This is a genomic window from Paenibacillus sp. JCM 18996, assembly GCF_055392555.1.
The window spans coordinates 3,818,030-3,843,742 of sequence record NZ_AP043884.1 but is presented as its reverse complement, the minus strand read 5'-3'; the positions used below and the strand labels follow the sequence as shown (position 1 = coordinate 3,843,742).

The following is a 25,713-nucleotide window of genomic DNA, read 5'->3' as shown; positions in this document are numbered from 1 at the left end:
CCGCACTTCCACCCCTTATGCCAGTCCTCCACGCAACGGTTCCCGGCGATATAGAGCACGTTCTAAGCCGAACGCGGCTTTTTTGTTAAAGAGATGGAAGAGAAAAAGGCAAGAAAAACCGTAAAACCGCTACTTTGCCGCCGCGTTGGAAACTTCGATGGCACGGTCGAAGAACTGCTCGATCTCTTCCTTTGTTTTGCGAAGCTTGGAAACGAAGCGGACCAGCTCCTTGCCGCCGCGGAAAGCGATGAAGCTCGGAATGCCGAGGATGTTCAGCTTTTCACACAAATCCGCCATTTCATCCCGATCCAGTTCAATAAAATTGATCCTGTCGCCATACTTTTCTTCCAGCTCGGGCATGAACGGCTCAATGAAATGGCAGTCCTTGCACCAGGTCGCTTTAAAAACGGCTATTGTCAATTTATCGGAGGCTATATTCTGCTCGAACACCTGCTCGTTGTTAACTTTTTGCATGAGAAGCACCAGCCTTTGCCTTTGGATTGTTTTTGCTTTCGGTTTATACCGTTTTAACAAAGAATAGAACCGATGTCAATACATGCGCAAACGAACAGAGAGGCCGCCCATACATCATGGACAGCCACTCTACCTTCGCTTATTGGATTTCTTCGTCCGGTTTTCCCCAGAATTCCAGCAGCTGCCGGTCCTTCATGCAGTTCGGGCAAATATGCAGATGGTTCTGCATTAAGTTAGTGTCCGCTGTTTTTTCGTCGATTCCGCACACTTCACAGACGTTTGGCATTGCCGTTTCCCCCAGCCGAATTTTCGGTATGCCAATCATGCAGGCTGCTTTCGACTATCTGATCCCCGGTTTCAATTTCAAATCCCAGCTCGAGAACAGCCTCCTCAAAATCGTTCAGCGAAGCCGATAACTCATCATATGAGAAAGTGACTTCCCCGCGGTTAAGGCTCACATTCACCTTATTGATGCCCCATATCTCATGCAGGGCTTGACTTACTTTGTCGGCATCGGATTGATCATTCATACCCTGAATAACCATGGTTTTTGTAACCAACTAAACGCACCCTTTCATGAAAATCAGTGAGATTTGTTCAAACCGCGGCCCATGCCCTTTAAAAAATTCGTCAGCATTGACATGGAGGACAGCACTTCGGGTTCGCGCAAGCTTTTGGCCATACCCCATAATCCCGGCTTTTTCTTGTTTGGGTCCTTCTCGACAGCTTGCTCCACGCCCGCAGACACACCGTTCAATATGGTTTGAAGCTTCGCGGGATCCAGTGTGGTCAAAAATTGTACGGCTCCCATCCCGTTTTTTATCAGCCGGTGCGCACCCGGTTTGTTCAACTGGCCCAGCCCGACGAGAGCGATTTGCTTCTTGTTTTTCAGCATGGCCTGGACAGCCTCCAAAATTCCCATTTTATGCAGCTCATCGAGCACATCCATGAATGCGAGCAGCGATTCGCGATGAGTGGAGGCCGCTTTTAGAATTTGTTGAATAGATTGGGCTTCCTCTTCCGCCTGATTCGGGACTTGTTTATCAATGTCGATAATCGCCTTGGCCAATGCTATCCCCCCCGTCGATAATTTCCGGAATCGGTATGTAATCCGACCGTTTCCATTTGTCTTCCACCCTGACGCCCAGCTGCGGCACACGATTTCCGTAACGATGGTTCTCGCGGGGAAGCGGCCGTTCTCCTTTCCGCTCCAAAATCTCCATCTTGACACCCATTTCTTTATAATTCGGAGTGTGCGTGACACGGTCGTGATAACTGCTTGTCAAATAGTTCACAGCCGACTGGTTCTCGTTTGAATTCATCGTCAGATATAATTCGTTGCCGTGTACCCGGTCCGTTACTTCTACCCGTACCTCCACATGGCCGTAAGGCGAGGTAAGCCGGACCAGTGCGCCGCTGTCTATGCCCCGTTCTTTCGCCAGCTCCGGCGATACCTCCAGCCATTCGGTCGGCACCTTGTGCGAAATTCCGTCGGATTTGTACGTCATATTTCCTTCATGGAAATGTTCGAGCAGCCGGCCGTTGTTCAAATGGAGATCGTATTCTTCTCCAGCTTCATAAGGAGGCGTCCACTCCACCGGGAACAATTTGGCCCTTCCGCCGGGGAATCCAAACTTCACGGTGAATAAAAGCGGCGTGTCTTGTCCATCAGGCGCAACAGGCCAAAGCAAACTGCTCCATCCTTCCAGCCGTTCGTAGCTGACTCCGGCGAAAATAGGCGCCAGGCTGGCCGCTTCCGCCATAATTTCGCTTGGATGCGTATAGTTCCAGTTTGCCCCAAAGCGATTGGCCACTTCCTGGAAGATTTGCCAGTCCGGCTTCGAATCGCCGAGCGGCTCGAAAACTTTATGGAAACGCTGGATGCGTCTTTCCGTATTGGTAAACGTCCCGTCCTTTTCCAGGCTTGGCGAAGCCGGCAGCACCACATCGGCAAAATGGGCGGTTTTGGAGAAAAAGATATCCTGCACCACGAAAAAGTCCAGCTTCTCGAAGGCGGCCTGAACGTGATTCGAGTTCGAATCGACAAATGCCATTTCTTCCCCGAATAAATACATGGCTTTCAGCTCGCCATTATGGATGCCTTCCACCATCTGGTGGTTGTTGTAGCCCGGTTTTTCAGGGAGCTGCACGCCCCACGCTTTCTCATAGCGAGCTCTAACCGTCTCATCCTGTACGGCTTCATAGCCCGGAAACCAAGCTGGCATGGTGCCAAAATCACAAGCTCCCTGCACATTGTTATGTCCTCTTAACGGATAACCACCCGTCCCGGGGCGTCCAAAATTCCCTGTGATCAGCAGCAAATTGCATATCGCCGTGCTTGTGTCCGTTGCGCCCATGTGCTGAGTAACTCCCATGGCCCACAGGATGCAAACGGTTTTGGCTTCGTGGATCATAGTGGCAAGATGTACTAAATCCTCTTTCGTGAGACCTGTTCTCTCTGCCGCGTAGTCCAACGTGTATTTTTGTATAGATTGAATGTACTGCTCCACCCCATCCACACGGCTGCCCAGAAACTCCCGGTCTTCCCATCCCTGATCGACAATGTACTTAGTGACGGCGGACAGCCAGATCAGATCCGTGCCCGGTTTAGGGCGAAGGAAAACGTCCGCTCTTTCCGCCAGCTCATGCTTTCTGAGATCGATAACCGCCAATTTTTGACCATGGAGCTTATGGGCGCGTTTGACGCGTGTAGCTAATACGGGATGGGATTCGGCCGGATTGGCTCCGACAACAACCACCAGCTCCGAGCTGGCGATGTCGTAGATGGTCCCCGAATCGCCGCCGATTCCAACCGTCCGCATAAGTCCCGCCGTTGCCGGAGACTGGCAATAACGGGAGCAATTATCCACATTGTTGCTTCCCATGACGGCGCGTGCGAATTTTTGGAATAGAAAGTTTTCCTCGTTGCTGCATTTCGATGAAGCGATATAGCCGATAGAGTCCGGGCCGTGCGTTTCCTTGATCTCTTTCAGCTTGTCCGCAATCAGATTCAAAGCTTCATCCCATGTCGCTTCAAAAAACTTGTCTCCTTTTCGAATCAACGGCTTGGTTAACCGTTCTTCGCTGTTGACAAAATCCCATCCGAATTTTCCCTTGATACAAGTTGAAATTCCGTTGACCGGCGCTTCCGTCAGAGGTTGGATTTTCAGAATATCCCGGTCTTTCGTCCAAACCTCAAAGCTGCAGCCGACGCCGCAATAAGTGCAGACCGTTTTAGTCCGTTTGATGCGGGCCTGCCGCATGGCGGCTTCTACCTCGGATATGGCAAAAATCTCCTGGTAACCGGGTTCCACTTCTTTAGTGAGGTCAATCATCGGCAGCAGTACGTCATTCGGAATCTTCGTCAGAAATCCGGCCTCGCCGAGCATCGATTTTTCCATCAGCGCATTGCATGGACATACGTTTACGCAGTGCCCGCAGGATACGCAGGATGACTCATCAATGGGAACCCCGTTATCCCAAAGCACTCTCGGCCTTTCAAGATTCCAATCGATCGTCAGCGTTTCATTCACCTGCAGATCCTGGCAGGCTTCTACGCAGCGGCCGCAAAGAATGCATTGATCGGGCTCATAACGATAGAATGGGTGCGAGTTATCGGGAGGATACGGCTTTGGTTTAAATTCATATTTTTGATGCTCGACTTCCAAATATTCGGCCGTATTGTGAACGGTGCAATTCCCGTTGTTGTTGTCGCAGACGGTGCAGTAAAGCTCATGGTTCTGCAAAATCCTCTGCATGGCCTCAAGCTGCGCCTCCTTCGCCCTGGCCGACAGGCTGCTCACTTTCATCCCTGGCCGGGCTTTGGTGGCGCACGCCCTTTTTAACTCCCCATCCACTTCCACCATACACGTATCACAGGACTGGATGGCACCCAAGTTACCGTGATAACAGATATGCGGAATGTAATAATCATGGGACTCGGCCGCCTGCAAAATGCTCTGGTCAGGCTGACACAAGTAGTCCGTGTCGTTAATTTGTATAGAAAATGTCTGCTCCTTCATTTCGCACCACCTTGTCACTAGTCCATGTCTACTTATGCCTAACCCATATGGTTTCCGAATGATGGAAAAGCATACGCCGGCAGCAGTAAAAACTTGGGCAGTGTGGCCATGGCCAAATACGAATTAGCGATGCGGGTCTATTGGAGGTATTTTGAACTAAAGCTGTTGGAAGCTCCTTTCTGATCTGAGCTGGATTGTATTTCCTGCAACAGAACTTCCGAATACATCCAATTTCCGGGCTGCCGTTTGCATTTCATACAACGGATTTTCGGTGAAAGCAGGGGAATTGGAAAATTCAAGCGAAAACACTGTACTTTCTCCTAGGCCCCCTAATTAAACTGGAGTCCGAGCCCCCAATAAATTAGACTGAAGGTAATGGGAGGCGGGACAAAATGCGTTCGAAAAAAGTATTTGAAGAGACTCGGTTAAAGATCGTTCGAGAGGCCCTCTCAGGGATCAAGATTGCGGTATTAGCTAGAAAATACGAGATTCATCCCGAGACCATCCGTAACTGGCTTAGGGAGTACCGAGATCAAGTGGGTACCGACGAAATCCCTTCGACTGATGAACAAATTCAGGAGCTGAAAAGGCTTCAAGAGGTCGAAGAGAAATATGAGAAAGCAGTCAAAATTCTTGGTGAAAAAGAGCTTGAGATTGAAATACTGCGTGAACTCTTAAAAAAGAAGAACCCCGCTTATCCGAAAAATACGAAATAGCAGACCGGTTTATTAAGCGGGGTGAACAAGCAGCGCTAGTTCTGCGAATCATAGGTCTGTCAGAGTCAACTTACTACGATCGGAGGAAGCGAGCGGCTACAGAGACAGTTCACGCGTCTAACGGCCAGAAAGGTAGGCCCTGCCCCGGTTATTCATTGACAACCGAAGGGAAGAAAATAAGCGATGAACAGATTAAAGAATGGCTCTTGGAGCTTGTAGAAGGCGAGGAACATGTGTATGGGTATAAGCTCCTCGCCCAATCTCTCCGAAATGAGCGCGCATTGGTGCTGGATAAAAAGAAGTCCTATCGACTTTGTAAGGAACTCGGTATCCTGCAGAAACAGCGGGAGAAGCACACCAAGCACCCTCGCAGACTGCCTAAGAACCGCACAGTGACTGGACCGAACCAGCTGTGGCAAATGGATATTAAATACGGCTATGTTCCTGGTCGTGAACGCTTCTTTTTTGTACTCAGCATCATTGATGTGTTCGACCGTGTCGTCGTCGACTATTATAGAGGTCCTGTATGCGAAGCCAAACATGCCTGTCAAACGTTATGGCGAGCGCTACAGAAGCGAATCCATGCGGGAGAAACGCTACCCGTGATTCGCACGGACAACGGGCCTCAATTCGTCAGCACACTTTTCGGAGATACTTGTGAAAGTCTCGAAATGGTTCATGAGCGGATCCCGCCGCGAACCCCAAACATGAATGCATATATTGAATCCTTCCATAGCTTGCTGGAACGTGACCTCTTTTCAAAGATGGACTTCATGTCCTTTGAGGAGGCTTACGCCGAGATCGATCGTTACATGGACTTTTACAATAATCGAAAAATGCACGGCAGCTTAAAACGAATGCCGCCTGCTAAATTTTCAGAGTGGGTCATGCAACTGGAAGACCGTTCGATCTTCCACAAAGCCCTGTAAAATCTCGAGAAATAGAGCTATTCTGATAAACTACGGTTTTAATTGGTGCGGACTCCGGATTTAGGGGGCCTAGCCGCTTTTTACAATGGGAGCTTTTATCCACTGTCCATGTCCCTTAGTCTGCTGCACAAAATGCAATGGATTGGACGCTGCCCCTTCGTGTTTTTCGGAACTCATCGGAAAACCCTGCTGTTTCAATCGACTTTTTGATGGGTAAATCTATTAGGTCACAACGAGAATAACAGAAGCGAGGAGGAATACAGAAATTGAAAAAAGTAGGAGTATTATTTTTAACTGTTGCTATGTCTTCAGTACTGGCGTTGTCAGGGTGCAGCGACAATGCTAAAAGCGAGAGTGGAACAAGTACCGGCAGCGGTTCGACAGGCAGTGTTTCCAAAGATTCCGGAAGTGCAGGAGGCTCCACTGGTGCTTCCAAAGAAGGTTCCGCTGGCAGCTCCACTAAAGATTCGACAGGCAACAGCGACTCTAAGAGTTCCGGCAGTGCAGGAGGTTCCGCAGGAGCTTCCAAAGAAGGTTCCACTGGCGGTGCATCGGCAAAAAGTCCGACAAGCAGCGACTCTAAGAGTTCCAATAGTGCCGGGACATCGAAAGGCAGCTCCAAAGACGGAGCGACAGGTTCGAGTGGGGGAAATTAACCTACATATATAAGAATAATAATAATCAAGGGAGGTCTTCATTTGTCTCCTCCTAACAATATCTCTTTTACCTTACTTTCTAGCCATCCATTAAATGTAAAGGCGGCGAAGTGCTGATGCCGTTCGAGCGCATGTTCTGGGGCGCGATGTTTGGCCGTGTGCGTGATCCGTTTGGGGTTTGTTGGCAAGTGGTTACGCCACAGGAAAAATAGCATGAATTGAAAGAACACCGGGCCTGCAGCAGGAATGCTGTCAGGCTCGGTGTTCTTTAGGCGATATTAAAATAAAAGGACGGCCGCCCCGACCGTCCTCCAACTCGTTACTCTTTCGTAATCGTCACCGTGCGCGTGGCATTATCCCATTCCACTTTCGCGCCCAGCTGCTCGGCAATAAATCTGGCCGGCACAAAGGTTGAGCTGTTTCTGAACTCCGATGCGGAATCCATTACCTGCTCCTTGCCATTTACCAATGCTGCATTGCTGCCGACGGTAAGGACGATGACAATTCCGTTTGCCTGGTCCGTTATCGTCACCTGATTCAGATTTCCGTTCCAATTTACATCGGCGTCCAGACGTTCCGAGACGAACCGCGTCGGAACCATGGATAATCCATCCCGGTTAATGTAAGGCCGGTTATAGGAAGGGCTCACATCATTGGAATTCATGATCATCTTGATCACTTTCCGGTTCATATGAAGCTCGCCCACCATCAGTTTGTAGAGCTCAGATTGCTTATCCAGCGAGTTCAAAAACAAATTCGGCTTAAATTCATTTCCCACTTCCAGCTTGTTCCGGATATCGATCGGGGTGGCGGTCGTTTTGACGTTCACATTCCACAAGTCGTTCTCGGACACCATCCTGACCGCCTTGATGCCGCTCGCTCCGTCATTTGCAGGGATTTGAAGCTCTGTCTTCACTATGCGGGGGCTTAGCGCACTGTCTATGTAGAGATCCGTTTTCAGGTATAGATCGTCCGTAAGCAAAGATTTGGCGTCCTTTCCCTCCGGACTTGAGAGCCACTGCTCCGCCGACGTATCCAGTGCCCCGAGCGTCTGGGACAAATAGTTTCGGACGGCAGTATAGACGAATTCTACGGCCAATGTCTTATTCTCCATGTAGGGCTGCATCGCCTCGTTCCTGGAAGACTCCGGCCCGGCGCTCGTCATCGCCTCTTTAATTACAGGCAGCACCAGGTCATAAAGCTGGGAAATGAGTTCCTTTAACCCTTTTTCATCCGCCAGGATGTTGGACAGCAGCGCTTGCGCCAAAGGCAGCACCTCGGTCCCTTTCAATTCGGTATGGATTTTTTGCGAGCTTACTGATTCATTGTTCACTTTGACATTAGCCGGCTCGACAGAAACGGTATTCGTATTAGGCATGGTTTTGCTGAAGAAAGAGGCCAAGACAGTTGAGATATCACTGGATTTGGCGTTAAGCTGGTCCTGCATTTTCAAATAAGAAGATCCGAGCATTCCAGGCCTTCCATTCATGACGATCGGCTGAGGCGCCCCTTCGAGCTTGACGACGGTCTGATTATCCGATATCCAGAGCTGAAAAGGAATCCGGCCTTTGGTGTAGACGAATTCTCCGGTGACCGAAATGTTCCGCGCGTCCTGCATTTTGGTATTGATGATGTTTAGCTCGATATTCTTAAAAAGCTCCAGTTTTTGCCGGTCGTCCGCGGACACATTGGAGGTAACTCCCTGCACCAGCTCCAACGACAATTTACCTGAGCCTTCATAGGATTGTACCGACGCATAATTGACCAGCACCTTGCCCAGGTCCACCCCGCCAACGGGCTGACAGCCCGAAAGCAGCATCATCGTACCACCCACTGCTAAATAGCGTTTCTTCCATTGCGCCAAACCTCTCATTCTATCACTCTCTCCTATTTAATCCTGCTATAAATTACTATATCAAACCATTATACGTACGAATAGGAAAAAAATCTCATTTCATCCACCTTATTCCCATAAAATAGACTTAACAGGGCAACCTAACTATAAATGAGTCTTGGAGGCATGCCAATGTCCGCTGTAAAAATACGCCGCCCCCAGTGGAAACAGATGATGGGCACGCTAAAAACTCTTCCCCAGAGCCTGCTCCAGCTGCTGCTCGGCAAATGGGGTTCGCTTCAAACCAATCTGCATACGGCGCCCACCGCCCATACACTTCCCCTCTCCAAAGAGTCTGCGGAGTCGGTCAAATCCAAATTAAGGAAAACGCTGCTGGAGAGTCATTCAAATTCGGAACCTCTCACAGCGGCAGAGAAATCGATGCTGGCCTCTATCCGGCAGGAAACCGCCCGGCTGAACCGGAACAACATCACCCGGACGGCGGCCTATGCTGAGATATACCGGATGCATCCGGAGCTGCACTGGGCCTTCCTAGCCCACTGCGTGTCCCGCAACGGCGGCTGGTCCATGACGGATTTGAAGGGCGAACTGCTTCCGCGCCTGTTGAACGAACGCCAGCGGGAAGCGGTGTTTGTCTTCTTGGAGACTGCCAACTCGCTCATCTTCGGCGACGCCTATCCTCAGCTGCTGCTGTACCGGGAAGGACAGAAGCACCAAACAAACTTATCCCATTTGCTGCCACATTTGAGCGTATCCAAATTTATGCGTCCGGTATGGAACACGTTCTGGGAGCATCAGGATTCTGCGCTGCTCACAACCGGGCTCATTATAAACGAGCAAAATTACATAGAAGGAAGGATCGTGAGAAGTGACCACTTCAAGGCGAGCGTCCTGGAAACGATGTTTTTTCAAACTCAATCGATGCTTCAGCTGAACCATGTGGTCTTTCCTTATGAGGAAACGGATGGCGCGGCAAGCCTTCGCCTGGCTGGACTAATCCTTGAGAATTTCGGTGATCTGCAGGAGCGCATTGAAATAGGGAAAAAGCTGTACGGCATGTTGTTCGGTATTCCGGCGGTTCATGAGGGGGCCCGCCGCTTCACCGCAGCGGTTCCGCATACGGGTTCCCGCGCGGACTATTGGCCGCAGCTTTACACAAGCACAAAAAAGACGGCTCGCGGTGCCGTCCAGAAAGAGGCTGCGCGAGCCGCCTGTAAAATCAACGGTGTTCCCCAGCCCCGGCCAGGTGTAGAACCGTCAGCCGCCCGTCTGGTGAACTGCTCCCTCAAGCCGGGAGCGGAGCGTTACTACAGCCCGAAGCTGGAAGACGCGTGGCCTGACAGACCGCTACCTGAACCGGCGCCCGGAGACTGGTGCCGGGATTTAAGCCCGCTGGCCTTCTTTGAAAGCATCCGGCCTCCGCTGGCCTTCGATATGACGAATGAATGCTGCTTCGGATTAAACAAGCTGGAGATTGCGGTGATGACGGGAACGCAGTTCAGATGAAACAGGTTGACCACTCCCGCGCACCGCCTGCTCACCACCGTCGTACAACGCCGCTGACGCGCGCCAAGAGAACCGCACGTTGGGGTTATAACATCTACTTCAAGACTTGGCCCGTTTGAACAGCCGGCCGATGCGGGACACCAGCTTTTGTACGGCGCCCGGCATCGCATCCAAATCATGCGCCGTGACAACCTTTGTTGCCATTAGAAGCAGAGGGTACAGCAGCCCGACAACCCCGCACACTACAATAGTGCTGACCATATCGTTCAGCCTTTGCCATGCGAACCAATGGATATGGTGATACGTCACATACTCCAGCCCGGAGCCGGCCAGAACAATCAGCACAGTTGTGAGGATGAGACCGGGCCACCTATTGCCTAGAACCGAGTAGTTCACAGTCTTTTTCAATACCCGCATGTTGAGCCAGGTCATGACAATAAAACACATCAACGTCCCAGTTATAATTCCGTGGATTCCAAATGTAGGCGCCAGAATATAAGTAAATGCCAGCTTGACGGCAATGCCAGTAAAAACGTGTATGACCAAAGCTTTCATTTGGCCTAATCCCATAAGCACGGCGCCGGTCGTCTGCATCATAATTTGGAACATTGAGCTGATGGTCAGGTAGATGATAATTGAAATGACCATGCCGATCGATAGTTTGCTATCATATCCGAAGAGAAATCCGTTGAGCGGACGGGCCGCTATACAAACGAGCAGAACGGCAGGCAGACCGCTTAGCACGGAGAGCTGCATGACCCTTGTCGTCTGATTGTTCACTCTCGCCATATCTTTCTTCGAAAAAGCCGAGGAAATAATCGGCACTACCGACTGGCTCAAAGCGATGGCCAGAATGATCGGCAAACCCGCCAGCGATTGCGCTCTGCCTGTCAGCACACCGAGCGTTTCTTTAGCAATCGCGTGGGTCATCTGATTCTCCAACAATCCGATCGTAATCGTCGAGTCAATAAAATAGATAAGCGTCACGGTGACCGAAAATAAAACGATCGGGATAGAAAGGGTAAACAGTCTTTTGTAGATCTGCATAAAACCGGTTTGGGGCCGTCCGGCCTGTGAAGCGATCGATTCGACCACCTCAGGCTGCTTAAGGTCCGATCTGCGCAGCTTTACAGCATAATAGAGCATCACAGCGAACGCCGCGATACTGCCCATCACTCCGCCGAATGACGCTCCCGCAACAGCGGCCTCATCGCCGTAATTCAGCTTCAGCAGCATATAGGCGAGCCCTATCGCCGTGGACACCCGCAGAATCTGTTCGATCACCTGTGACAGCCCGTTCGGCAGCATGTTCTGCCTGCCTTGAAAATATCCCCGCATAATCGCAATCAAAGGAAACAGCAGCAGCGCGGGAGCGAGAGCCCTGATGGAGAGCGCAGCCGAAGGGTCCTTACTATACACGGCATAATAAGGCGCGGCCGCAACCAGCAGGACGGTCATGACCAAGCCCGCAGCGAGCGCGAAATAGACAGCCGCCCTATAGATCCGATTAGCCTCGGCGTAATTGCCAAGAGCGGTCTGCTCGGATATCATCTTGCTGAGCGCGCTCGGGATTCCGGCTGTTGCCACAACCAAAAGAATCGAGTAAATGTTAAACGCAATACCATAGGTAGCCATTCCCGGATCGTGAAGCAGGTAGAGAAGCGGAATCCGCTGGAACACGCCCAGGAAACGGGCCACAAGAGCGGCCACCGTCAGGATGATCGTTCCTTTAACTAATGAGTCCTTCGACATGAATAAATCTCCTCTGCTAACTCACTGTTTCTAATTGTCCCTTGGAGGGATATCTGAATTATTTAAAGCTTACCGTCCAAATGACAAACAGCAGAATCATCAGCGCCTGAAAAATGATTTTCACGGCAACGCTGGAAAAAAAGCCGAGCAGCGATCCCCATCCTACCCGTACCGCCTTGTGCAGGCTTGCTCCCTGCGTCAATTCTCCCAGCATCGCCCCCAGAAAGGGACCCGCGATCAAACCGACGACCGGGATGACGAAAGGCCCGATGATAATCCCGATCGTGCTTCCGATGACGGATGCGCGGGAGCCCCCGAATTTCTTGACTCCCATCGCGCCTGCGATATAATCAGCTGCAACAATGACCGCCGCAATCGTAGTCTGGATAAACCAGAACCAGAATCCAAACGGAGCAAAGCTGAAGAACAGACCGTATACGAAAAAAGCAGCGTAAATTGCCACTACTCCCGGAAGTACCGGCACAACGGCTCCGGCCATGCCGACGGCAAACAGCGCGATAATCAAGATCCAGCCCACAATGCTCATAACATTCCTCCTTATGGTCGGCATGATGGAAGATCCGCATGGCAGTGTTGTGCACCCCGCTGCTGCAGACGTCGGCACGATTAACCCAACACGTATTCGTTGATGATCTTGGCCACACCGTCTTCGTCGTTCGTCGCCGTAACCAGATCGGCCAGCTTCTTAACCTCTTCCTGGGCGTTGCCCATCGCCACTCCCAGGCCGGCGGCCAGGATCATGGAGCTGTCATTGAGGCTGTCGCCCATCGCTATCACTTCCGACATGTCGATGTCGAGAAGATTGCATACCTCTTTGACCCCGTTCGCTTTGCTGATGCCTTTCGGGTTGAGCTCCAGATTGTCCGGGTGAGAGTTGGTAATTTCAAGCAAATTCCATGATTCCAGCTCCTGCCGAATTTCGGAAAGAACCTTCCGGTTTTCGATAAAAAACCCGAATTTCAGCCACTCCGCCTTATCGATGTCGTCAGCCCACTGCTCCTTGTTGAACATGCCCTGCACCGAATAGGCCCAATACCAGGTATCATACTTAACGGCCATCCCGTGCATTCTGCGCACCAGCTCCACATCCAGCAGATGGCGGCGCAGCAGCACATGAGGCTCGCTCCACACTTCGCCGCCGTTAACCGCAACGATAGGCGTCTTGAGCTTCAGCTCGTCCGCGTAAGGCTGTACGTTCTGTACGCCCCGCCCGGTGGAAAAAATAACGGTAACTCCCGCATTGAGCGCGGCGTAGATTGCTTTGCGGTTCGCCTCCGAAATTTGTTTCAATTCATTGAGCACAGTGCCGTCCATATCCAATGCGACTAATTTATATTTTCCCATGGTCTCTCTCCATCCAGTTCCTCGATTATCTATAAGAAGCTGCAGCTAGCATAGGCACATCTTCCATATAAGCCATGTGCCACAGGGCGAAAATATAAACGATCCACAATCTTCTAGCGTAATCGCCCTGCCCGCTCTGGTGCTTGGCCAGCATGTTCTCTACGGCTTTTATATTGACATAGTCCTCAATCCCGCTCGCTTTAATTCTCTCCAGCAGCAGCGTTCCCTGCGAGCCTTGGAGCCAGTCCCTTAAAGGCACAGGGAAACCGAGCTTGGGGCGGTTCAGGATGAAGTCCGGAATGATCCCTTCCATCGCTTTGCGGAAGATGTATTTTGTCGTTCCTTGCGCAATCCGGTATTTGGCCGGAATCCTTCTCGCCACCTCAAACAGCTCCTTGTCCAGGAACGGCACCCGGAGCTCCAGGGAGTGGGCCATCGTCATTTTGTCGGCTTTCATGAGAATGTCGCCCGGCATCCACAGATTCATATCGATATACTGCATGCGGCTGACCGGATCCAGATGCTTCGTGCGGTCATAGAACGGCTTTGCGATGTCAAAAGGGTTCCTGTATTCCTGAAGCATCTCCTCGTCAACGCGCAGCACTTCGCTTTTCATGTCTTCGCTGAATATTTTGGCGTTGCCGATAAAACGCTCCTCCAGCGGAGTCGTGCCTCTCAGCAAGTAGTTGCGGCCTGTCAGTCCGCTTGGCAGCCTGCGGGCGATTGCATGCAGGATGCGGCGGACGCCCAGCGGCATCATTTCCAGCGGACGGAGCGACAGCGGCTCCCTGTAGATCCGGTATCCGCCGAATAGCTCGTCCGCTCCTTCGCCGGACAAGACGACGGTAACGTGTTCTCTTGCCAAACCGGCCACATGGTAAAGAGCGATCGCCGATGGATCCGCGACCGGTTCGTCCTGATGCCATACCGCTGTGGGAAGGGTGTTGAAATAATCATCTTTGGTGATCATTTTGTTGTAATGCTCCGTACCCAGCGCCTCCGCAGTTTGCGAGGCAATGATCGTTTCGTTGTTCGGCCCTTCGAACCCGACGGAGAAAGTGCGGATCGGCTCGATCGCTTTCATATGGGCCGCAATAGCGGTGGAATCGATGCCGCTCGACAAGAAGCAGCCGCGGTCGACATCGCTGTGCATGTGGTGGATGACCGAGTCCTTCAGCGTCTCCCTTAGCAGCTCGACATAATAGTCAAAAGGCTTGTCTTCCGGCTCGAGCATGGGGTCCCAGTATTTGCGCACCGTCATCTGTCCGTCGAAGGTAACGGTAACCGTATGCCCCGGGGGAAGCTTATGGATGCCTTCGAACATCGTGTCGGGCTCCGGTACGTACTGGAATGTGAGGTAGTTCAGCAGGCTTTCCGTGCGAATCGACCTTTCCAGTGTGCCGGACGCGATCAAGCTTTTGATTTCAGAGGCGAACATGAACCGATCTGCGCTTTTGCAGTAATAGAACGGCTTTATGCCGAAGTGGTCCCTTGCGCCGAAAAGCACCTTTTTCCTGCGGTCCCAAATGACAAATCCGAACATCCCCCGCAAATGCTTGACACAGTCCTCGCCGTATTCCTCATATAAATGCACGATCACTTCCGTATCGCTGTGCGTTTTGAATTGGTGCCCTCTCGAAATTAACATCTCCCGCAACGCCTTATAGTTATAAATTTCGCCGTTGAATACGATCCAGACGGTTTCATCTTCATTCGCCATAGGCTGGTGGCCTTCCTTAAGGTCGATGATGGACAGGCGGCGAAAACCCAGCCCGATCCTGTTCTCCGTCCAGAAACCCGAATCGTTTGGCCCTCTATGCTCGATCACATCGGTCATTTTCTTCAATAATTCGTGTGTCGGTTCTCTATCTTCAAAATATAGCAATCCCGTGATTCCGCACATACTGTGTCCTCCCGCCAAACTATATTACGCTACCCGTTTCGATACAATAGTATATCATACCATGGAGCGATTGACGAAACGTTCTTCTTCATATTTGGCCTTCTCATGGTTCGAATCTTTGTTTTCTTCTTGATGTTTGCGCTTTCTTCCGCTAATGTGAAATTAGACAGGGTCATGTACGTGATGCAGGGCCCTGGTTCGCTCAACATCCTCTATCGATGAATTGAATTTGAAAGGAGAATGTGAAAATGATCAAAGGAGTAACATCAGCAGGCTTGGGACGAGTAGGGAGTTTGGAAGAGTTCATCGTCCTCGCGGGAGAGAACGGATTTGGCGCCGTCGATACGGACGGCAGTTCTTTGGAGCAGTGGATTGCAGGCAAGGGATTGTCCGCCTGCCGTGAATTTCTTAAGGAGCATAGGGTGGTCATCGGTGCCATCGGACTGCCGCTGGAATGGAGAAATGATGAAGAAAGTTTTGTGAAAGGGCTTTCACGTTTGATCAGGGATGCCGAGGCCGCCGCTGCGATAGGCTGTACCTCCTGCTGTACTTATGTGCTGCCTTCCACAGATTATAACGCGGCCCATTTCATGGCGATCGCGACCCGCCGTTTGCGCACCTGCGCGCAGCTGCTCCGCCCGTACGGGATTCGGTTGGGACTTGAATTTGTAGGTCCCCATCATTTGCGCACGCGCTGGGAGCACCCTTTTATCTGGGATATGGACAGCACTCTGGATTGGATCGAAGCGATCGGCGAAAGCAATGTCGGCCTGCTGTTCGACTCCTACCACTGGTACACGACGGAGGCCGACCTGAATGACATTCTCCGCCTCCGCCCGGAACAAATCGTTCACGTACATATCAATGACGCACCGAATGTGCCTGTGGAAGAAGTTCTCGACAACAACCGGCTGTACCCGGGAGAAGGGGTCATCGATTTGACGAGCTTCCTGCAGGGGCTCCGGCGGATCGGATATAAAGGAGCCGTTTCGCAGGAAATTCTCACTCCGGAGCCGTTGACCGAGTCCAGCGAAGTGCTGATGCGGAAATCTGCAGAAGCTTTCCGCCGGGTCTTCTCCGAGGCCGGGTTGGAGTAGCGGACTCACTCCGGACGGAGGGGGCTTGGTTGAATATCATGCTTTTATGATTAGATCCTGGGGACAAGAAACGAATGTGAAGGGGTTTGCTAAGCAGCAGCTCCTTTTTTGCTTGTTCGGTGTAATACCATTCGAAATGTGTGGGATACGTTTTTACCCGTCTAAAATATCCGAAAAAAATCGGAAGAGCTTCCATAAGGGCTCTTCCGACGTTCAAGAGTGCTCCATCAGTTGAAAGTCGAGGCCGATTTCGGAGGTGCGGTGCCACGGCTGGTAGATATCTTCAATCTTCAGTGAATACGAGATGCCGTCAACACACGCGAACAGCTGTCTGTGCAGACCTTCCACCAACGGCTTGAGCCGTTTCTCCACTTCATCCTTCAACTGGCCGATTGTCAGATTATTATGCGTTTGAAGCCACTCGTTCAGCTCCGGACGGACGACAGACTGATAGAGGTAGTCGTCGGCGATACGCAGCATAAGAAGCTCCATATGGGACTGCTGGCTATAATCGTCCACCAATCGGCAGCAGATTTGGCCTATACAGGTCCCCAGCGTATTTCCCGCCGTATTCCAGCCGGCAAAACCGGCCAGCCGCGTGATTTCCACCTGGGCCTTGAGCAGTTCGTAAAACACCGGGTCCACTCCATAGGCGTAAGCCAAGTCCGCTATGCCCACCTTTTTGCCTTGGAGCAGGTAGTATTTAATCTTATCGATGAATGCCGGAATGTTCCGGTCCGAAGTATTGACCTGCGACAGATTATGGCTGTTCAACATGTCTCCCTGCTCCTTTCCGGGAGTGTTCACCGCCAGGATGATATCCGCATAGTCCGGATGGTCCACAATCATCCCGCCCGCCGCAAAAATATGTCCGACGACACTTTCCCCAATTGGCCTGTCTTCATACAATGCGCGGATAAACGGCCCCTTCATGCCGGAATAGATCGGGAAGAACCGCGGCCGCCTGCCTGCAGCTTCATTCAATAATCTGGTGATCAAGGTGCTCGCCACTTCCTCCGCTCCAGGGTAGACAAGCACCTTCATCCCCAATCCGTACTGATGGATCAACTCCCGGATTCTATGCTGTTCCTGGATATTCATACCATATTCGCTCGTGTCATCTTGCGAGAACACAAGAAAATCGATGACCCCTTCCTTCGCCAGGCCGAGAATCCATTGATTGATGGAAAATCGGCGGGCCCGCGTTTCCACATAATCCTGCCAAATCTGCACGGGAATCGCTTCCCTTGCCTTCTTTGCCGCTTCGGCACTGGACGTCTCCCCTGTCGCCTCATAACGGTGCGTATGGTACGAGCATGTCCAGATCAACTTCCCATACTTGGCCCAGTATTCCCTCTCTTCCTCAATGTCGTTCGTATTCGCGATCCTCATCGTCATACTGAAGGCGAATATCCTTTTCTGGGGAAACCGCTTTTTGAGCGAACGGATGACCTGAAGATTCGATTTAATCTGCCTCTCGGTCAGAGTGGAAACACGCGAAGGTACTAATCCTCCATATCCCAGCATATCGCAAGAGATGACAAACGCATCCGCTTCTTCGCTGACCTCGGTGAGCCAGGAAATGATTTCTTTCCTATTTCCGGGATTTTTGAGATGGCCCAGCCATTCCTTCGAGGGGACCAATACGTCCCAGCCGGCTATTGAGGCGATCCGAACAGGCAGATCTCTCGTCACCGGTCTCGCGTCAAGCGGAACCAGAGCAATCTTACCCATTATTGTTCCACCCCCTCGGGATCATATCATTGAGCAATTTACATTAAGATAACGATTACCCGAACGCGGCGCATGCGAAACTGTTTGTATTATTTTACCAGACACAAAGTCATTTTCTTCCATTCGGTGAAACGCAAAAAGGCCGCCCTCCAGCCGCAATGGTTACACCACGGAGAAAGGCCAGCCAATTTTCAATAAGCGTCATCCAGTCGTTCAATTCGTACATCTTGTTCCGATTACTCCGAGATTTGTATGGCCGGATTCGGCGCTGCGCCCAGTCCATAAAATTTATCGTAAGCGTCGAACATCTTCCGTGCAATCGGAGCGGCGCCCCATGAACCGTATCCACCTTCCGGAATAACGATGGCAACCGCCAGCTTGGGATCTTCTACAGGCGCAAACGCGATAAATACGGCGTTATCCACCGATTTGCCGCCTACCGTCTGGGTTGAAGTACCCGTCTTGGCCGCCACGGAATAGTTAAAGCCCTCAAACCCCTGCTTGCCGACCTTCTGCATTCCTGTGAATATAGCATTCCAATACTGCTCCGGAAACTGCTCCTGATCCATAATAACCGGTTCCAGAGTCTTGACAGGGACGCCGTCGTAAGTTGTGACTTTATCTACAAACTGCGGCTTCATCCGCTTCCCTTTGTTAGCCAAAGTGGCCGCATATTGTGCCAGCTGCAGCGGCGTATACCTTTCATTCTGCCCCCAGGAAGCATAGATCAGAGCGGACATGGCGGAGTCTCTTTTGGCGTTGGCAAAAAACTCGTTCTGAATATTGTTATCAAAGAACTCTCCGGGCAGACCGCTCCCTGTGTCAACTCCCAGGCCAAACCTGGCGAGGAAATCCGCCCACATCTGCATGCCCTTTGCCCCGTACCTTGAATACAGCTGCGAGCCTACCATGGCCGACATAAACGTATTCGACGAGTGCTCAATAGCCTGCGATGGAGTGATGGGTCCCCATGCATGTCTGTCCGAGTTGGAAATCGCTGAATTATCGAGACCGAATTTAAATGTGCCTACATCGTTATACTGGTACGAGGTGTCAAAGAATTTATTGTGCAACCCGAACAATACCGTCAGCGGTTTAATGGTCGAACCCATATAGACCAGAGAGGACGGGTGCTTGTTTCTTTCCTTCTCAGGCCAGTCCGGGTAAGACGTCCTGATCGTGCCGTTGTTTACAAACGGTTGAATTTTATTTAAATTGTCTTGTGAAATCCCGCCATTCCATACGTTCGGATCGTAATCCGGCATGCTTGCCATCGTCACCACACGCCCTGTCTTCACTTCCATAGCTACGGCATAGCCCGCTCTCGCATTAGGCGCGTAGCCGTAACCGCCCGAAATCCTTCGGGCCTCCTCAGTGTGAAGAAACTCGATCTGGTCCGTAATCGCTTTTTCCGTAACCAACTGAATGTCTTTGTGGATGCTCAGCTGCAGGTTGTTCCCCTTCTGGGGCTTGGAAATGCTGACTTTGCCGATAATTTTGTCGGAGGCGTTGACCGGATAGCTCTTCGCTCCCGTCTCTCCGCGCAGCTCCTTCTGGTACATCAGCTCCAACCCGCTGTAGCCCACATCTTCCGAGTCAAGGTAATTTTCGGTGTTATCTTTATTTTTATAAAAGGGCAGTCCGTGGGTCGGTTCCCTCGCTGCAGAGAAGGACTTCATATAGCCGACCAGCTGCACGGCAATTGTCTTGGGATCGTAAGTACGGATGCTTTCCTCCGTCACGTCGATCCACCTGAACTCGTCGCGGTGCTCCATAAGATAAGCGATTTCCTCTTTGGTCAAATCCGGCTTGATTCTGCGGGGCACCCAGTTATAGCTCGGCTTCTTGGTCTCCTTCTTGTCCAGGTCATAGCCGACATCCATCGTCTTGATAATGTCATCCGCCGTCAGCTGTTTTTTGTCCTTACGCCCGAATTTCTCAAATACATCCGCCAGACGTTTGGCCAACGCTATGACATCATCTTTTTTCTGGGGAGATTCTACGCGGAAGAACAAAGATTGCGTCGGGCTCGTATATGCAATCGGATAGCCGCTGCTGTCGAGAATATTCCCCCGTACCGGAGGAATCAGAGTCTTCCTTTCCGTAACGGAAAGCTTCTTGGCGGCCAAATCCTTGCCTTCGACAAACTGCAGCATCGCCAAACGCACAATCAGGACGGAAAAAAGAATAAAAGTGCAGAAAAAGAACAGATTAATGCGCGTCATGAACTTGCGCCGCTTCAATTTTTCCACTTTTTGGGGTTCGTCGATTTGAATCGTTGTTTTCATTGCCCGATTTCCTTTCCTTTCAAAAAACACCGCTCAAACCTCGCGGCAGACTAACTTAAGTGTACCAAATTCTGCGTGCTAAAAAAAGAACACCGCCTTCCTTTTTACGGGAAATCTGGTGTTCCTTTCATCCGGCGTACAGCGCCGCAACGCGCACCCGGAGAGGAACGCGTCGGCTCATGCCTCTCTTATGTGCGTTTGGTTGAAATTAGGAGGATTGAACCAGTTGCCGCCGCTCGCCACCCAGGTGGAATCCAGAGGCACCCATTTGTTCTGCTCGTTCAGCTTGACTTCATTCCAGGCGTGAGGACCGTAGCTTCCGCGGCCGTCATAACCGAGTCCTGTGACGACCTTGACGTCCAGATTCACCGCACGGGCCATCACCGCGTACAATCGGGAGTAATCTATGCATACGCCTTTGCGGGTTTGGAAGGTATCCTCGGGCGTCTGCTCTTTCCATATCCGCTTCTGTTCGTACAGATTCACTTTGTCCCAATCGTACTGTACTCTCGTGCCGACCCAGCGGTATAGAAGCCTCGCTTTCTCCTCGTCCGTCTTGGCGTCAGCGGTAATCTGCCTGGCCGCCTCGGTAATGTTGTCGGGAACTTTGGCGTCGATCACTTCATATTTACGCTGTATAATTTGGTTGAATTCCTGCTCTACGGCACGGGTGAACACCGGAATTTTGTTCGCGATAAAATCCCCCGTGATAGGCTTCACCACCTCGGACGCGCCCTTCTGATAGATGGAAGAGGCGCCGATATAGCCCGCCAGCGTCGTTTGCGGAAATAAGGTGGCATAGGCGAACAGCAGCGCGATCAGGATCAATGCCCGGCCTGCGCCCATCAAAGCGCCAAGAACGCCTCCCACCAGCGAGCTCCAAAAGGAAGAAGATTGCTCTTCAGGCTGCTCACGATACGCCAGGCTGTACAGGAAGGGGGAACAAATCCAGCGTAGTATATATTTAGTCACACTGTAGCCGACAAGGAAAAGCACGGAAATCCGCAGCAGGGAAAAATCTCTTATCCCAGTCACGAAGGTGTAAAACATCTGCTGAAAAAATCCCATCTGCTCCTGCGGAATGATGATTGCGCTGTCCGTCAGGTAGGCCTGCAGCTTGGGCGAGCCCCAATTGGCAAGCAGCCAGGCCGCATAAAGGCTCAGCAGCGTCAAGGCCACATCCGTGATCTGCTGCAGCAGGCGTTTGGCCGATCCCGAAGCGCCGCGGCGCAATCCCTGGATAATTGATGCGGCGAAAAGAATTACTATGAAAACGGAAATCCAATTCATAGAAGAAAAGAACCTTTCGTTCACTCTGCTGTTCCTCCTTTCTCATAGGACTGTTCAAAATCAGTTAATTTGTGTTTTTCTTTGCCTGTTCGATGAAGGCTTTGATCATTTCGTCCGTTTTGACGGAGAAGCTTTGTTTCATAAAAGTCACTTTCACCTCGTCCGCTCCGGGCTTGCCTTCCACAGTAATGCTTTTGGCAGTGATCGTAAAAGTCCCGTCCGGGTTCTGGTTGTACTTCGCGTCTTTCATTTCCGCAGTAATAGCTTTTACCGCACCTTCTTTGGCGCTGAGCGCCACCGTTTCCACAGCTTTGTTAGAGAGCCCGGTAAGCTGATCTTTATAATTCGCGCCGTAATATAGAACCACAGCGATGATGGCGAGAACCAGCACCCATTTGAGCACCGTCTTGACGATCGAAATCACGATTAGCAGAGCGATGATCGCCCCTACGATAATAAACCAACGGTCTTGCGCAAAAGCCGCCAACTGATCCAAAAAGGATCCCTCCCCTATCTGATTCCTGCTATTCTATCATACTATAGGGCCTGATTACTCTTCATCCCTTTTTTTGCGCAGCATCTCCAGCTTCCGCCTGATCTCCTCCCCGCTACTCCCTCTGCTGTTTTTATAAGTTCTGGCCAATCTGAAGACAATCGATAACGCGAGCAAAACAAGCGCCGATAAAATGACCGGGTCCATAGAGAGCCTCCTTTCGGACTGCTTGTATAAATTTTCGTACTAACCGGAAGACAAGCAGCGTACAAGTAAGTAAACCGTCCAATGGACAAATCGGGGGAGAGCCGCTGAAGCAAAATGAGAAGGCAGCGCCCCTGTCAGAAGGCTATCAAAATGTCGCTGTGGCGCGGATATGTTCATTGGAAAAACAGAAACCAGATGTCCAAGGTGGTGAAGCCCGTGAAAACGGCGGTATGGCTGTATCTATTTATGTTTGTCGCTTTCTTTGATCTGCACGCGCAGTACCCGATCCTCTCCCCATTTGCTCTGTCGCTGGGGGCGGCGCCTTCATTTATCGGATTTATCCTTGGAATGTACTCGATCACCCACCTGCCCGGAAATCTGATTGCGGGATACGGCGTCGACCGCTACGGCAGCAAAATGTTTATCGTGACCAGCTTGATTGTAGCAGGGATTGTGCTTATTTTTCAATCCAAGGTGACGGATCCCTGGCAGCTGCTCATTATCCGGTCCATCAGCGGATTCGTGCTGGCATTCCTGTCGCCGGCTTGCCTGGCAATGCTCGCCAAAATCGCCAAAGACCGGGTGCATCAAGGAAAATTGATGGCGGGCAACGGTTTGGTACATACGCTGGCTTCCGTGGTATCGCCCGCAGCCGGAGCCTACCTGGTAGCCAAGTTCGGTTTTGCCGCTTCCTTTTCTTTCCTCGGCTGGGGCCTCATTATTACCGGTCTTCTGGCGATTCCAGGGGTGAAGGAGCACAGAGCGGGCTCAGGCGGCAAAGAAGCCGGAATGCTCATTGGGCATATGCACCACCATAACAGCCACGGCCCAGCGGCACATGGCGCCCGGGGACAGGGCCATGCGGGCCGCAATAACACGGGCAGCAGGCCCAGTGGTATGTCTGAGCCGGATCCTGCGCAGAACGAGACGATCCCGTGGCTGTTCTTTCTTATCCCTCTGGCCATCTCCTGCTCCCAAGGGATTCTGTTCTTTGAACTGCCCTTGATGAAATCGACGCAGAACTCTGTGCTCACCTCAGGAATCCTGTTCTCGCTGGTCAGCCTTGGTGCATTGGTTACGCTCAGCATGCTGTTTCTCAACCGGATTTCTTCTTTCACTCGCACCATATTCGGCAGCTTGGCGCTCGCGCTCATCTTTTTCGGCATGTCCGTTCATTGGCCTGTCCCGCTGTACGCCTCGCTGTTCCTGATTGGAATGACCAAGGGAGTGATCTTCCCGGCGATGTCCACCCTGCTCGCTGCCTTGACCAGCGCCTCCCGATATGGACGGATGTTCTCGCTGCTCTCCATTTCCTTCTCCATCGGCGCGTTTATAGGCCCGGTCGTTGCCGGACAGCTCAGGCTGCATATGTCTTCGTACTTTCTCGCTTTTGCCTGCTTGATGCTGGCTTTGACGCTGCTGCCGTTCCGGACGATGCGTTCGATGGCCTAGGCGGCTGTAAGAGTGAGTGCGCGCACGAGTTGATCACGTACAGTGTTTTCGCCGATGCGTTGATGTCCTAGGCCGCTGTGGAGTGAGGCGCTCAGGCGGATTTCATGGAAAAAGATAGGTTCAGAGAGAGTACCGTGGCATTATCGCTTGGAGGCATGGACCATAACGGCAAAAATTTGCCGTTATGGTCCATTTTTGTGCTCGCACTTTCGCTCCCTTTAATTTACCTGAATATATCCAGCGGGATCTGTGAGTGAGTCTACTTATACCAAGAATCGCGACTTCCCAGTCAAAAAACTAAAAAAGAGCAAGCATCATCGCTCCCTCTCCTCCATATATTTCGTTCAAAGCGCATACCGATGATCCATTCCAATCTAACTTGCCTCTTAATTTTTAAGTTTGCTTTTAATTCTGGAGGTTTCCTCAAGAGCGGTTATAGCCAACCCCTTGCTTACTTGTAGTTCATCTTTCAATTCTTCGACTTCGCCGTTCAAATTTGCGACACTATGAATTAATTGCGTGGTCATTTCCATGTGTTGTTGCTGCGCTTTCTTTATGTCATTCACTTCTGACTTTATTTCCTTCATTTCTGACTTTATTTCCTTCATTTCGTCTAAAATACGATTCAAAATTTCATCCACTCTTGAACACCCCCTATTTTCATTATATATTATTCCGATCCAAAACCCCAATCATTATTTGATGTTGACTTCGTACAAATAGTACGGCCACGATGCTGTGCGCCTGTTTGTCGCTTCCCTTCTCTGTTTGTTGTATATTGGGTTAATAAATACCATCCGAGGAGAACGACATGCATCCGGCGATCATAGTGGAAGGCAAAAACGACAAAAGCCGCCTAAAGAGGCTGCTGCACGATGAAGTGTCTATCTATTGCACCTTCGGTACGCTGAATACCCATAAACTGGAGTCCCTCCGCAAAAAGATCGGTGAGCGCGAAGTGTATGAAGTGTACCTGTTCATGGACAACGATCCCTCAGGCAAAAAAATCCGGAGCGCGCTCAGAGACCTTTTTCCCGATGCGGAGCAGATTTACACTAGAAGAGGCTATGCCGGGGTAGAAGGGACGCCGGACGAATACCTCATCCAGCAGCTGGAAAAAGCGGGCCTCGACGATTACATTGTCTACCCTCCCCAAGACCCGTATAAAGTGCTAATGAATAAACCCGATTAACACCGTGCAGGAAAGGACAAGCGCCTGTAGCCATCGGGCCGGTGATGCCTATGTCGGCAAGAAAAATACGAAGGCAGAAGCTACTGCCATCCCCCTTTATTTTTTTGTTTCCTTGCTCACCTGCACCATATCACTCACGATTCTATCTATATTAATGGTATCTTCGTCGGCGGTATAATAGGTGCGGAAATCCCCTTTGCCGTCGACCAGCAGCAGCACATTGGAATGGGTGAAGCTGCCGTCCTTTTCCTTATTGACGAATACGCCGTAATCCTTGGCAAGCGCCTTCGTCTTCTCCTCGTCCCCCCGCAGGAAATACCATCCCTTCCATTCAGCTTGAAAGCGCCCTCCAAACTCTTTGAGCGAACTCGCCGTGTCGCGCTGCGGATCGATTGTAATCGATACGAGTGCCGTATTGCCGGGAAAAACTCCCTTCTCTTTCAGCTTCTCCTGGATTTGGGAGATTCGATAGGTTGTAGGAGAACAGACGTCGGGACAATTCGCCCAGAAAAAATAGAGCAGCGACGTTTTCCCCTTCAAATCCGCCAGGCTCACCGCTGTTCCGTCTACGTTCTGCATTTGGAAATCGGCAGCCTTTTTCATGTAAGGGACTTCTTGTTTCTTGCCCGCCGTCAGCTTGTAAGCCATCACTCCGATAAGAACGATCAGCGCAGCCATGACGAGCATTTTGTACCAATTTTTCGCGAAAAATGACGTATTCATCAGACATTCCTTTCTGGACGGGAGATAATTCAAGAAAAAAGGAATCCCCGGAGGAAATT

Annotated in this window: 25 protein-coding genes; 7 read left to right on the top strand and 18 right to left on the bottom strand. The window is 51.1% G+C overall.

The features are described from left to right. Positions 1-129 precede the first annotated feature (129 nt). The 5 genes from ACZ5N7_RS19030 to fdhF all read right to left on the bottom strand — a co-directional run bounded on the left by ACZ5N7_RS19030 (position 130) and on the right by fdhF (position 4,496). A complete protein-coding gene (locus ACZ5N7_RS19030) occupies positions 130-501 on the bottom strand; it encodes a thioredoxin family protein (RefSeq protein ID WP_464659364.1) in 372 nt (123 codons plus the stop codon). 112 nt (positions 502-613) lie between these two features. After that, positions 614-760, bottom strand: coding sequence for a hypothetical protein (locus ACZ5N7_RS19025; RefSeq protein ID WP_464656157.1), 147 nt, complete (start codon positions 758-760; stop codon positions 614-616). Then, positions 744-1,034: a heavy-metal-associated domain-containing protein gene (locus ACZ5N7_RS19020; protein WP_464656156.1), complete on the bottom strand. Its 291-nt coding sequence runs from the start codon at positions 1,032-1,034 to the stop codon at positions 744-746. Before ACZ5N7_RS19020 ends, ACZ5N7_RS19025 begins: the two co-directional genes overlap by 17 nt. 23 nt (positions 1,035-1,057) lie before the next feature. Beyond that, complete coding sequence (locus ACZ5N7_RS19015) at positions 1,058-1,543, bottom strand: helical membrane plugin domain-containing protein (RefSeq protein WP_464656155.1); 486 nt, start codon at positions 1,541-1,543, stop codon at positions 1,058-1,060. Next, positions 1,518-4,496: a formate dehydrogenase subunit alpha gene (gene fdhF / locus ACZ5N7_RS19010; protein WP_464656154.1), complete on the bottom strand. Its 2,979-nt coding sequence runs from the start codon at positions 4,494-4,496 to the stop codon at positions 1,518-1,520. Before fdhF ends, ACZ5N7_RS19015 begins: the two co-directional genes overlap by 26 nt. 392 nt (positions 4,497-4,888) lie before the next feature. Here fdhF and ACZ5N7_RS19005 point away from each other — a divergent pair, with 392 nt between their 5' ends. Then, positions 4,889-5,212, top strand: coding sequence for a transposase (locus tag ACZ5N7_RS19005; RefSeq protein WP_464656153.1), 324 nt, complete (start codon positions 4,889-4,891; stop codon positions 5,210-5,212). After that, entirely contained in the window at positions 5,209-6,141 is a 933-nt protein-coding gene (locus tag ACZ5N7_RS19000) for an IS3 family transposase (RefSeq protein WP_464659363.1), read from the top strand. Before ACZ5N7_RS19005 ends, ACZ5N7_RS19000 begins: the two co-directional genes overlap by 4 nt. 115 nt (positions 6,142-6,256) lie before the next feature. On the opposite strand, the gene ACZ5N7_RS18995 is transcribed toward ACZ5N7_RS19000, so the two are convergent. After that, on the bottom strand, positions 6,257-6,733 hold the full coding sequence (locus ACZ5N7_RS18995; RefSeq protein WP_464656152.1) for a hypothetical protein: 477 nt from the start codon (positions 6,731-6,733) through the stop codon (positions 6,257-6,259). A 153-nt stretch (positions 6,734-6,886) separates the two neighbouring features. On the opposite strand from ACZ5N7_RS18995, the gene ACZ5N7_RS18990 reads away from it, so the two are divergent. Then, positions 6,887-7,009: a VOC family protein gene (locus ACZ5N7_RS18990; RefSeq protein ID WP_464659361.1), complete on the top strand. Its 123-nt coding sequence runs from the start codon at positions 6,887-6,889 to the stop codon at positions 7,007-7,009. A gap of 107 nt (positions 7,010-7,116) precedes the next feature. Here the strand turns inward: ACZ5N7_RS18990 and ACZ5N7_RS18985 are convergent, their stop codons facing one another. After that, entirely contained in the window at positions 7,117-8,670 is a 1,554-nt protein-coding gene (locus ACZ5N7_RS18985; RefSeq protein WP_464656151.1) for a copper amine oxidase N-terminal domain-containing protein, read from the bottom strand. Between the two features lie 153 nt (positions 8,671-8,823). On the opposite strand from ACZ5N7_RS18985, the gene ACZ5N7_RS18980 reads away from it, so the two are divergent. Continuing rightward, entirely contained in the window at positions 8,824-10,158 is a 1,335-nt protein-coding gene (locus ACZ5N7_RS18980) for a DUF2515 family protein (RefSeq protein ID WP_464656150.1), read from the top strand. Between the two features lie 99 nt (positions 10,159-10,257). Here the strand turns inward: ACZ5N7_RS18980 and ACZ5N7_RS18975 are convergent, their stop codons facing one another. From ACZ5N7_RS18975 to asnB, 4 genes are all read right to left on the bottom strand, one after another. Next, on the bottom strand, positions 10,258-11,910 hold the full coding sequence (locus ACZ5N7_RS18975; RefSeq protein ID WP_464656149.1) for a putative polysaccharide biosynthesis protein: 1,653 nt from the start codon (positions 11,908-11,910) through the stop codon (positions 10,258-10,260). 58 nt (positions 11,911-11,968) lie between these two features. Further along, entirely contained in the window at positions 11,969-12,457 is a 489-nt protein-coding gene (locus tag ACZ5N7_RS18970; RefSeq protein ID WP_464656148.1) for a DUF456 domain-containing protein, read from the bottom strand. 80 nt (positions 12,458-12,537) lie between these two features. Beyond that, on the bottom strand, positions 12,538-13,275 hold the full coding sequence (locus ACZ5N7_RS18965) for a Cof-type HAD-IIB family hydrolase (RefSeq protein WP_464656147.1): 738 nt from the start codon (positions 13,273-13,275) through the stop codon (positions 12,538-12,540). Positions 13,276-13,300: 25 nt separating this feature from the next. After that, the gene (asnB, locus tag ACZ5N7_RS18960) at positions 13,301-15,178 is read right to left on the bottom strand and encodes an asparagine synthase (glutamine-hydrolyzing) (RefSeq protein WP_464656146.1); all 1,878 of its coding nucleotides are present in this window, start codon (positions 15,176-15,178) and stop codon (positions 13,301-13,303) included. 248 nt (positions 15,179-15,426) lie between these two features. Here asnB and ACZ5N7_RS18955 point away from each other — a divergent pair, with 248 nt between their 5' ends. Further along, on the top strand, positions 15,427-16,275 hold the full coding sequence (locus ACZ5N7_RS18955; RefSeq protein ID WP_464656145.1) for a sugar phosphate isomerase/epimerase family protein: 849 nt from the start codon (positions 15,427-15,429) through the stop codon (positions 16,273-16,275). 213 nt (positions 16,276-16,488) lie between these two features. On the opposite strand, the gene ACZ5N7_RS18950 is transcribed toward ACZ5N7_RS18955, so the two are convergent. From ACZ5N7_RS18950 to ACZ5N7_RS18930, 5 genes are all read right to left on the bottom strand, one after another. After that, positions 16,489-18,009, bottom strand: a complete 1,521-nt coding sequence (locus ACZ5N7_RS18950; protein WP_464656144.1) for a DUF4127 family protein — start codon at positions 18,007-18,009, stop codon at positions 16,489-16,491. A gap of 236 nt (positions 18,010-18,245) precedes the next feature. After that, complete coding sequence (locus ACZ5N7_RS18945) at positions 18,246-20,297, bottom strand: peptidoglycan D,D-transpeptidase FtsI family protein (protein WP_464656143.1); 2,052 nt, start codon at positions 20,295-20,297, stop codon at positions 18,246-18,248. Between the two features lie 177 nt (positions 20,298-20,474). Then, positions 20,475-21,587 (bottom strand): transglutaminase domain-containing protein, encoded by a 1,113-nt coding sequence (locus ACZ5N7_RS18940; RefSeq protein ID WP_464659360.1) that lies wholly within the window; start codon positions 21,585-21,587, stop codon positions 20,475-20,477. A gap of 64 nt (positions 21,588-21,651) precedes the next feature. Next, entirely contained in the window at positions 21,652-22,083 is a 432-nt protein-coding gene (locus ACZ5N7_RS18935; protein WP_464656142.1) for a hypothetical protein, read from the bottom strand. Positions 22,084-22,137: 54 nt separating this feature from the next. Next, on the bottom strand, positions 22,138-22,287 hold the full coding sequence (locus tag ACZ5N7_RS18930) for a hypothetical protein (protein ID WP_464656141.1): 150 nt from the start codon (positions 22,285-22,287) through the stop codon (positions 22,138-22,140). Positions 22,288-22,503: 216 nt separating this feature from the next. Between ACZ5N7_RS18930 and ACZ5N7_RS18925 the strand changes: the two genes are divergently transcribed. Continuing rightward, the gene (locus ACZ5N7_RS18925) at positions 22,504-23,739 is read left to right on the top strand and encodes an MFS transporter (RefSeq protein WP_464659358.1); all 1,236 of its coding nucleotides are present in this window, start codon (positions 22,504-22,506) and stop codon (positions 23,737-23,739) included. A 386-nt stretch (positions 23,740-24,125) separates the two neighbouring features. Here ACZ5N7_RS18925 and ACZ5N7_RS18920 read toward each other — a convergent pair whose 3' ends face one another. After that, positions 24,126-24,380, bottom strand: coding sequence for a hypothetical protein (locus ACZ5N7_RS18920; protein WP_464656140.1), 255 nt, complete (start codon positions 24,378-24,380; stop codon positions 24,126-24,128). A gap of 170 nt (positions 24,381-24,550) precedes the next feature. Between ACZ5N7_RS18920 and ACZ5N7_RS18915 the strand changes: the two genes are divergently transcribed. Continuing rightward, entirely contained in the window at positions 24,551-24,931 is a 381-nt protein-coding gene (locus tag ACZ5N7_RS18915; RefSeq protein WP_464656139.1) for a toprim domain-containing protein, read from the top strand. A 96-nt stretch (positions 24,932-25,027) separates the two neighbouring features. Here the strand turns inward: ACZ5N7_RS18915 and ACZ5N7_RS18910 are convergent, their stop codons facing one another. Next, positions 25,028-25,654: an SCO family protein gene (locus ACZ5N7_RS18910; RefSeq protein WP_464656138.1), complete on the bottom strand. Its 627-nt coding sequence runs from the start codon at positions 25,652-25,654 to the stop codon at positions 25,028-25,030. Positions 25,655-25,713: the final 59 nt, after the last annotated feature.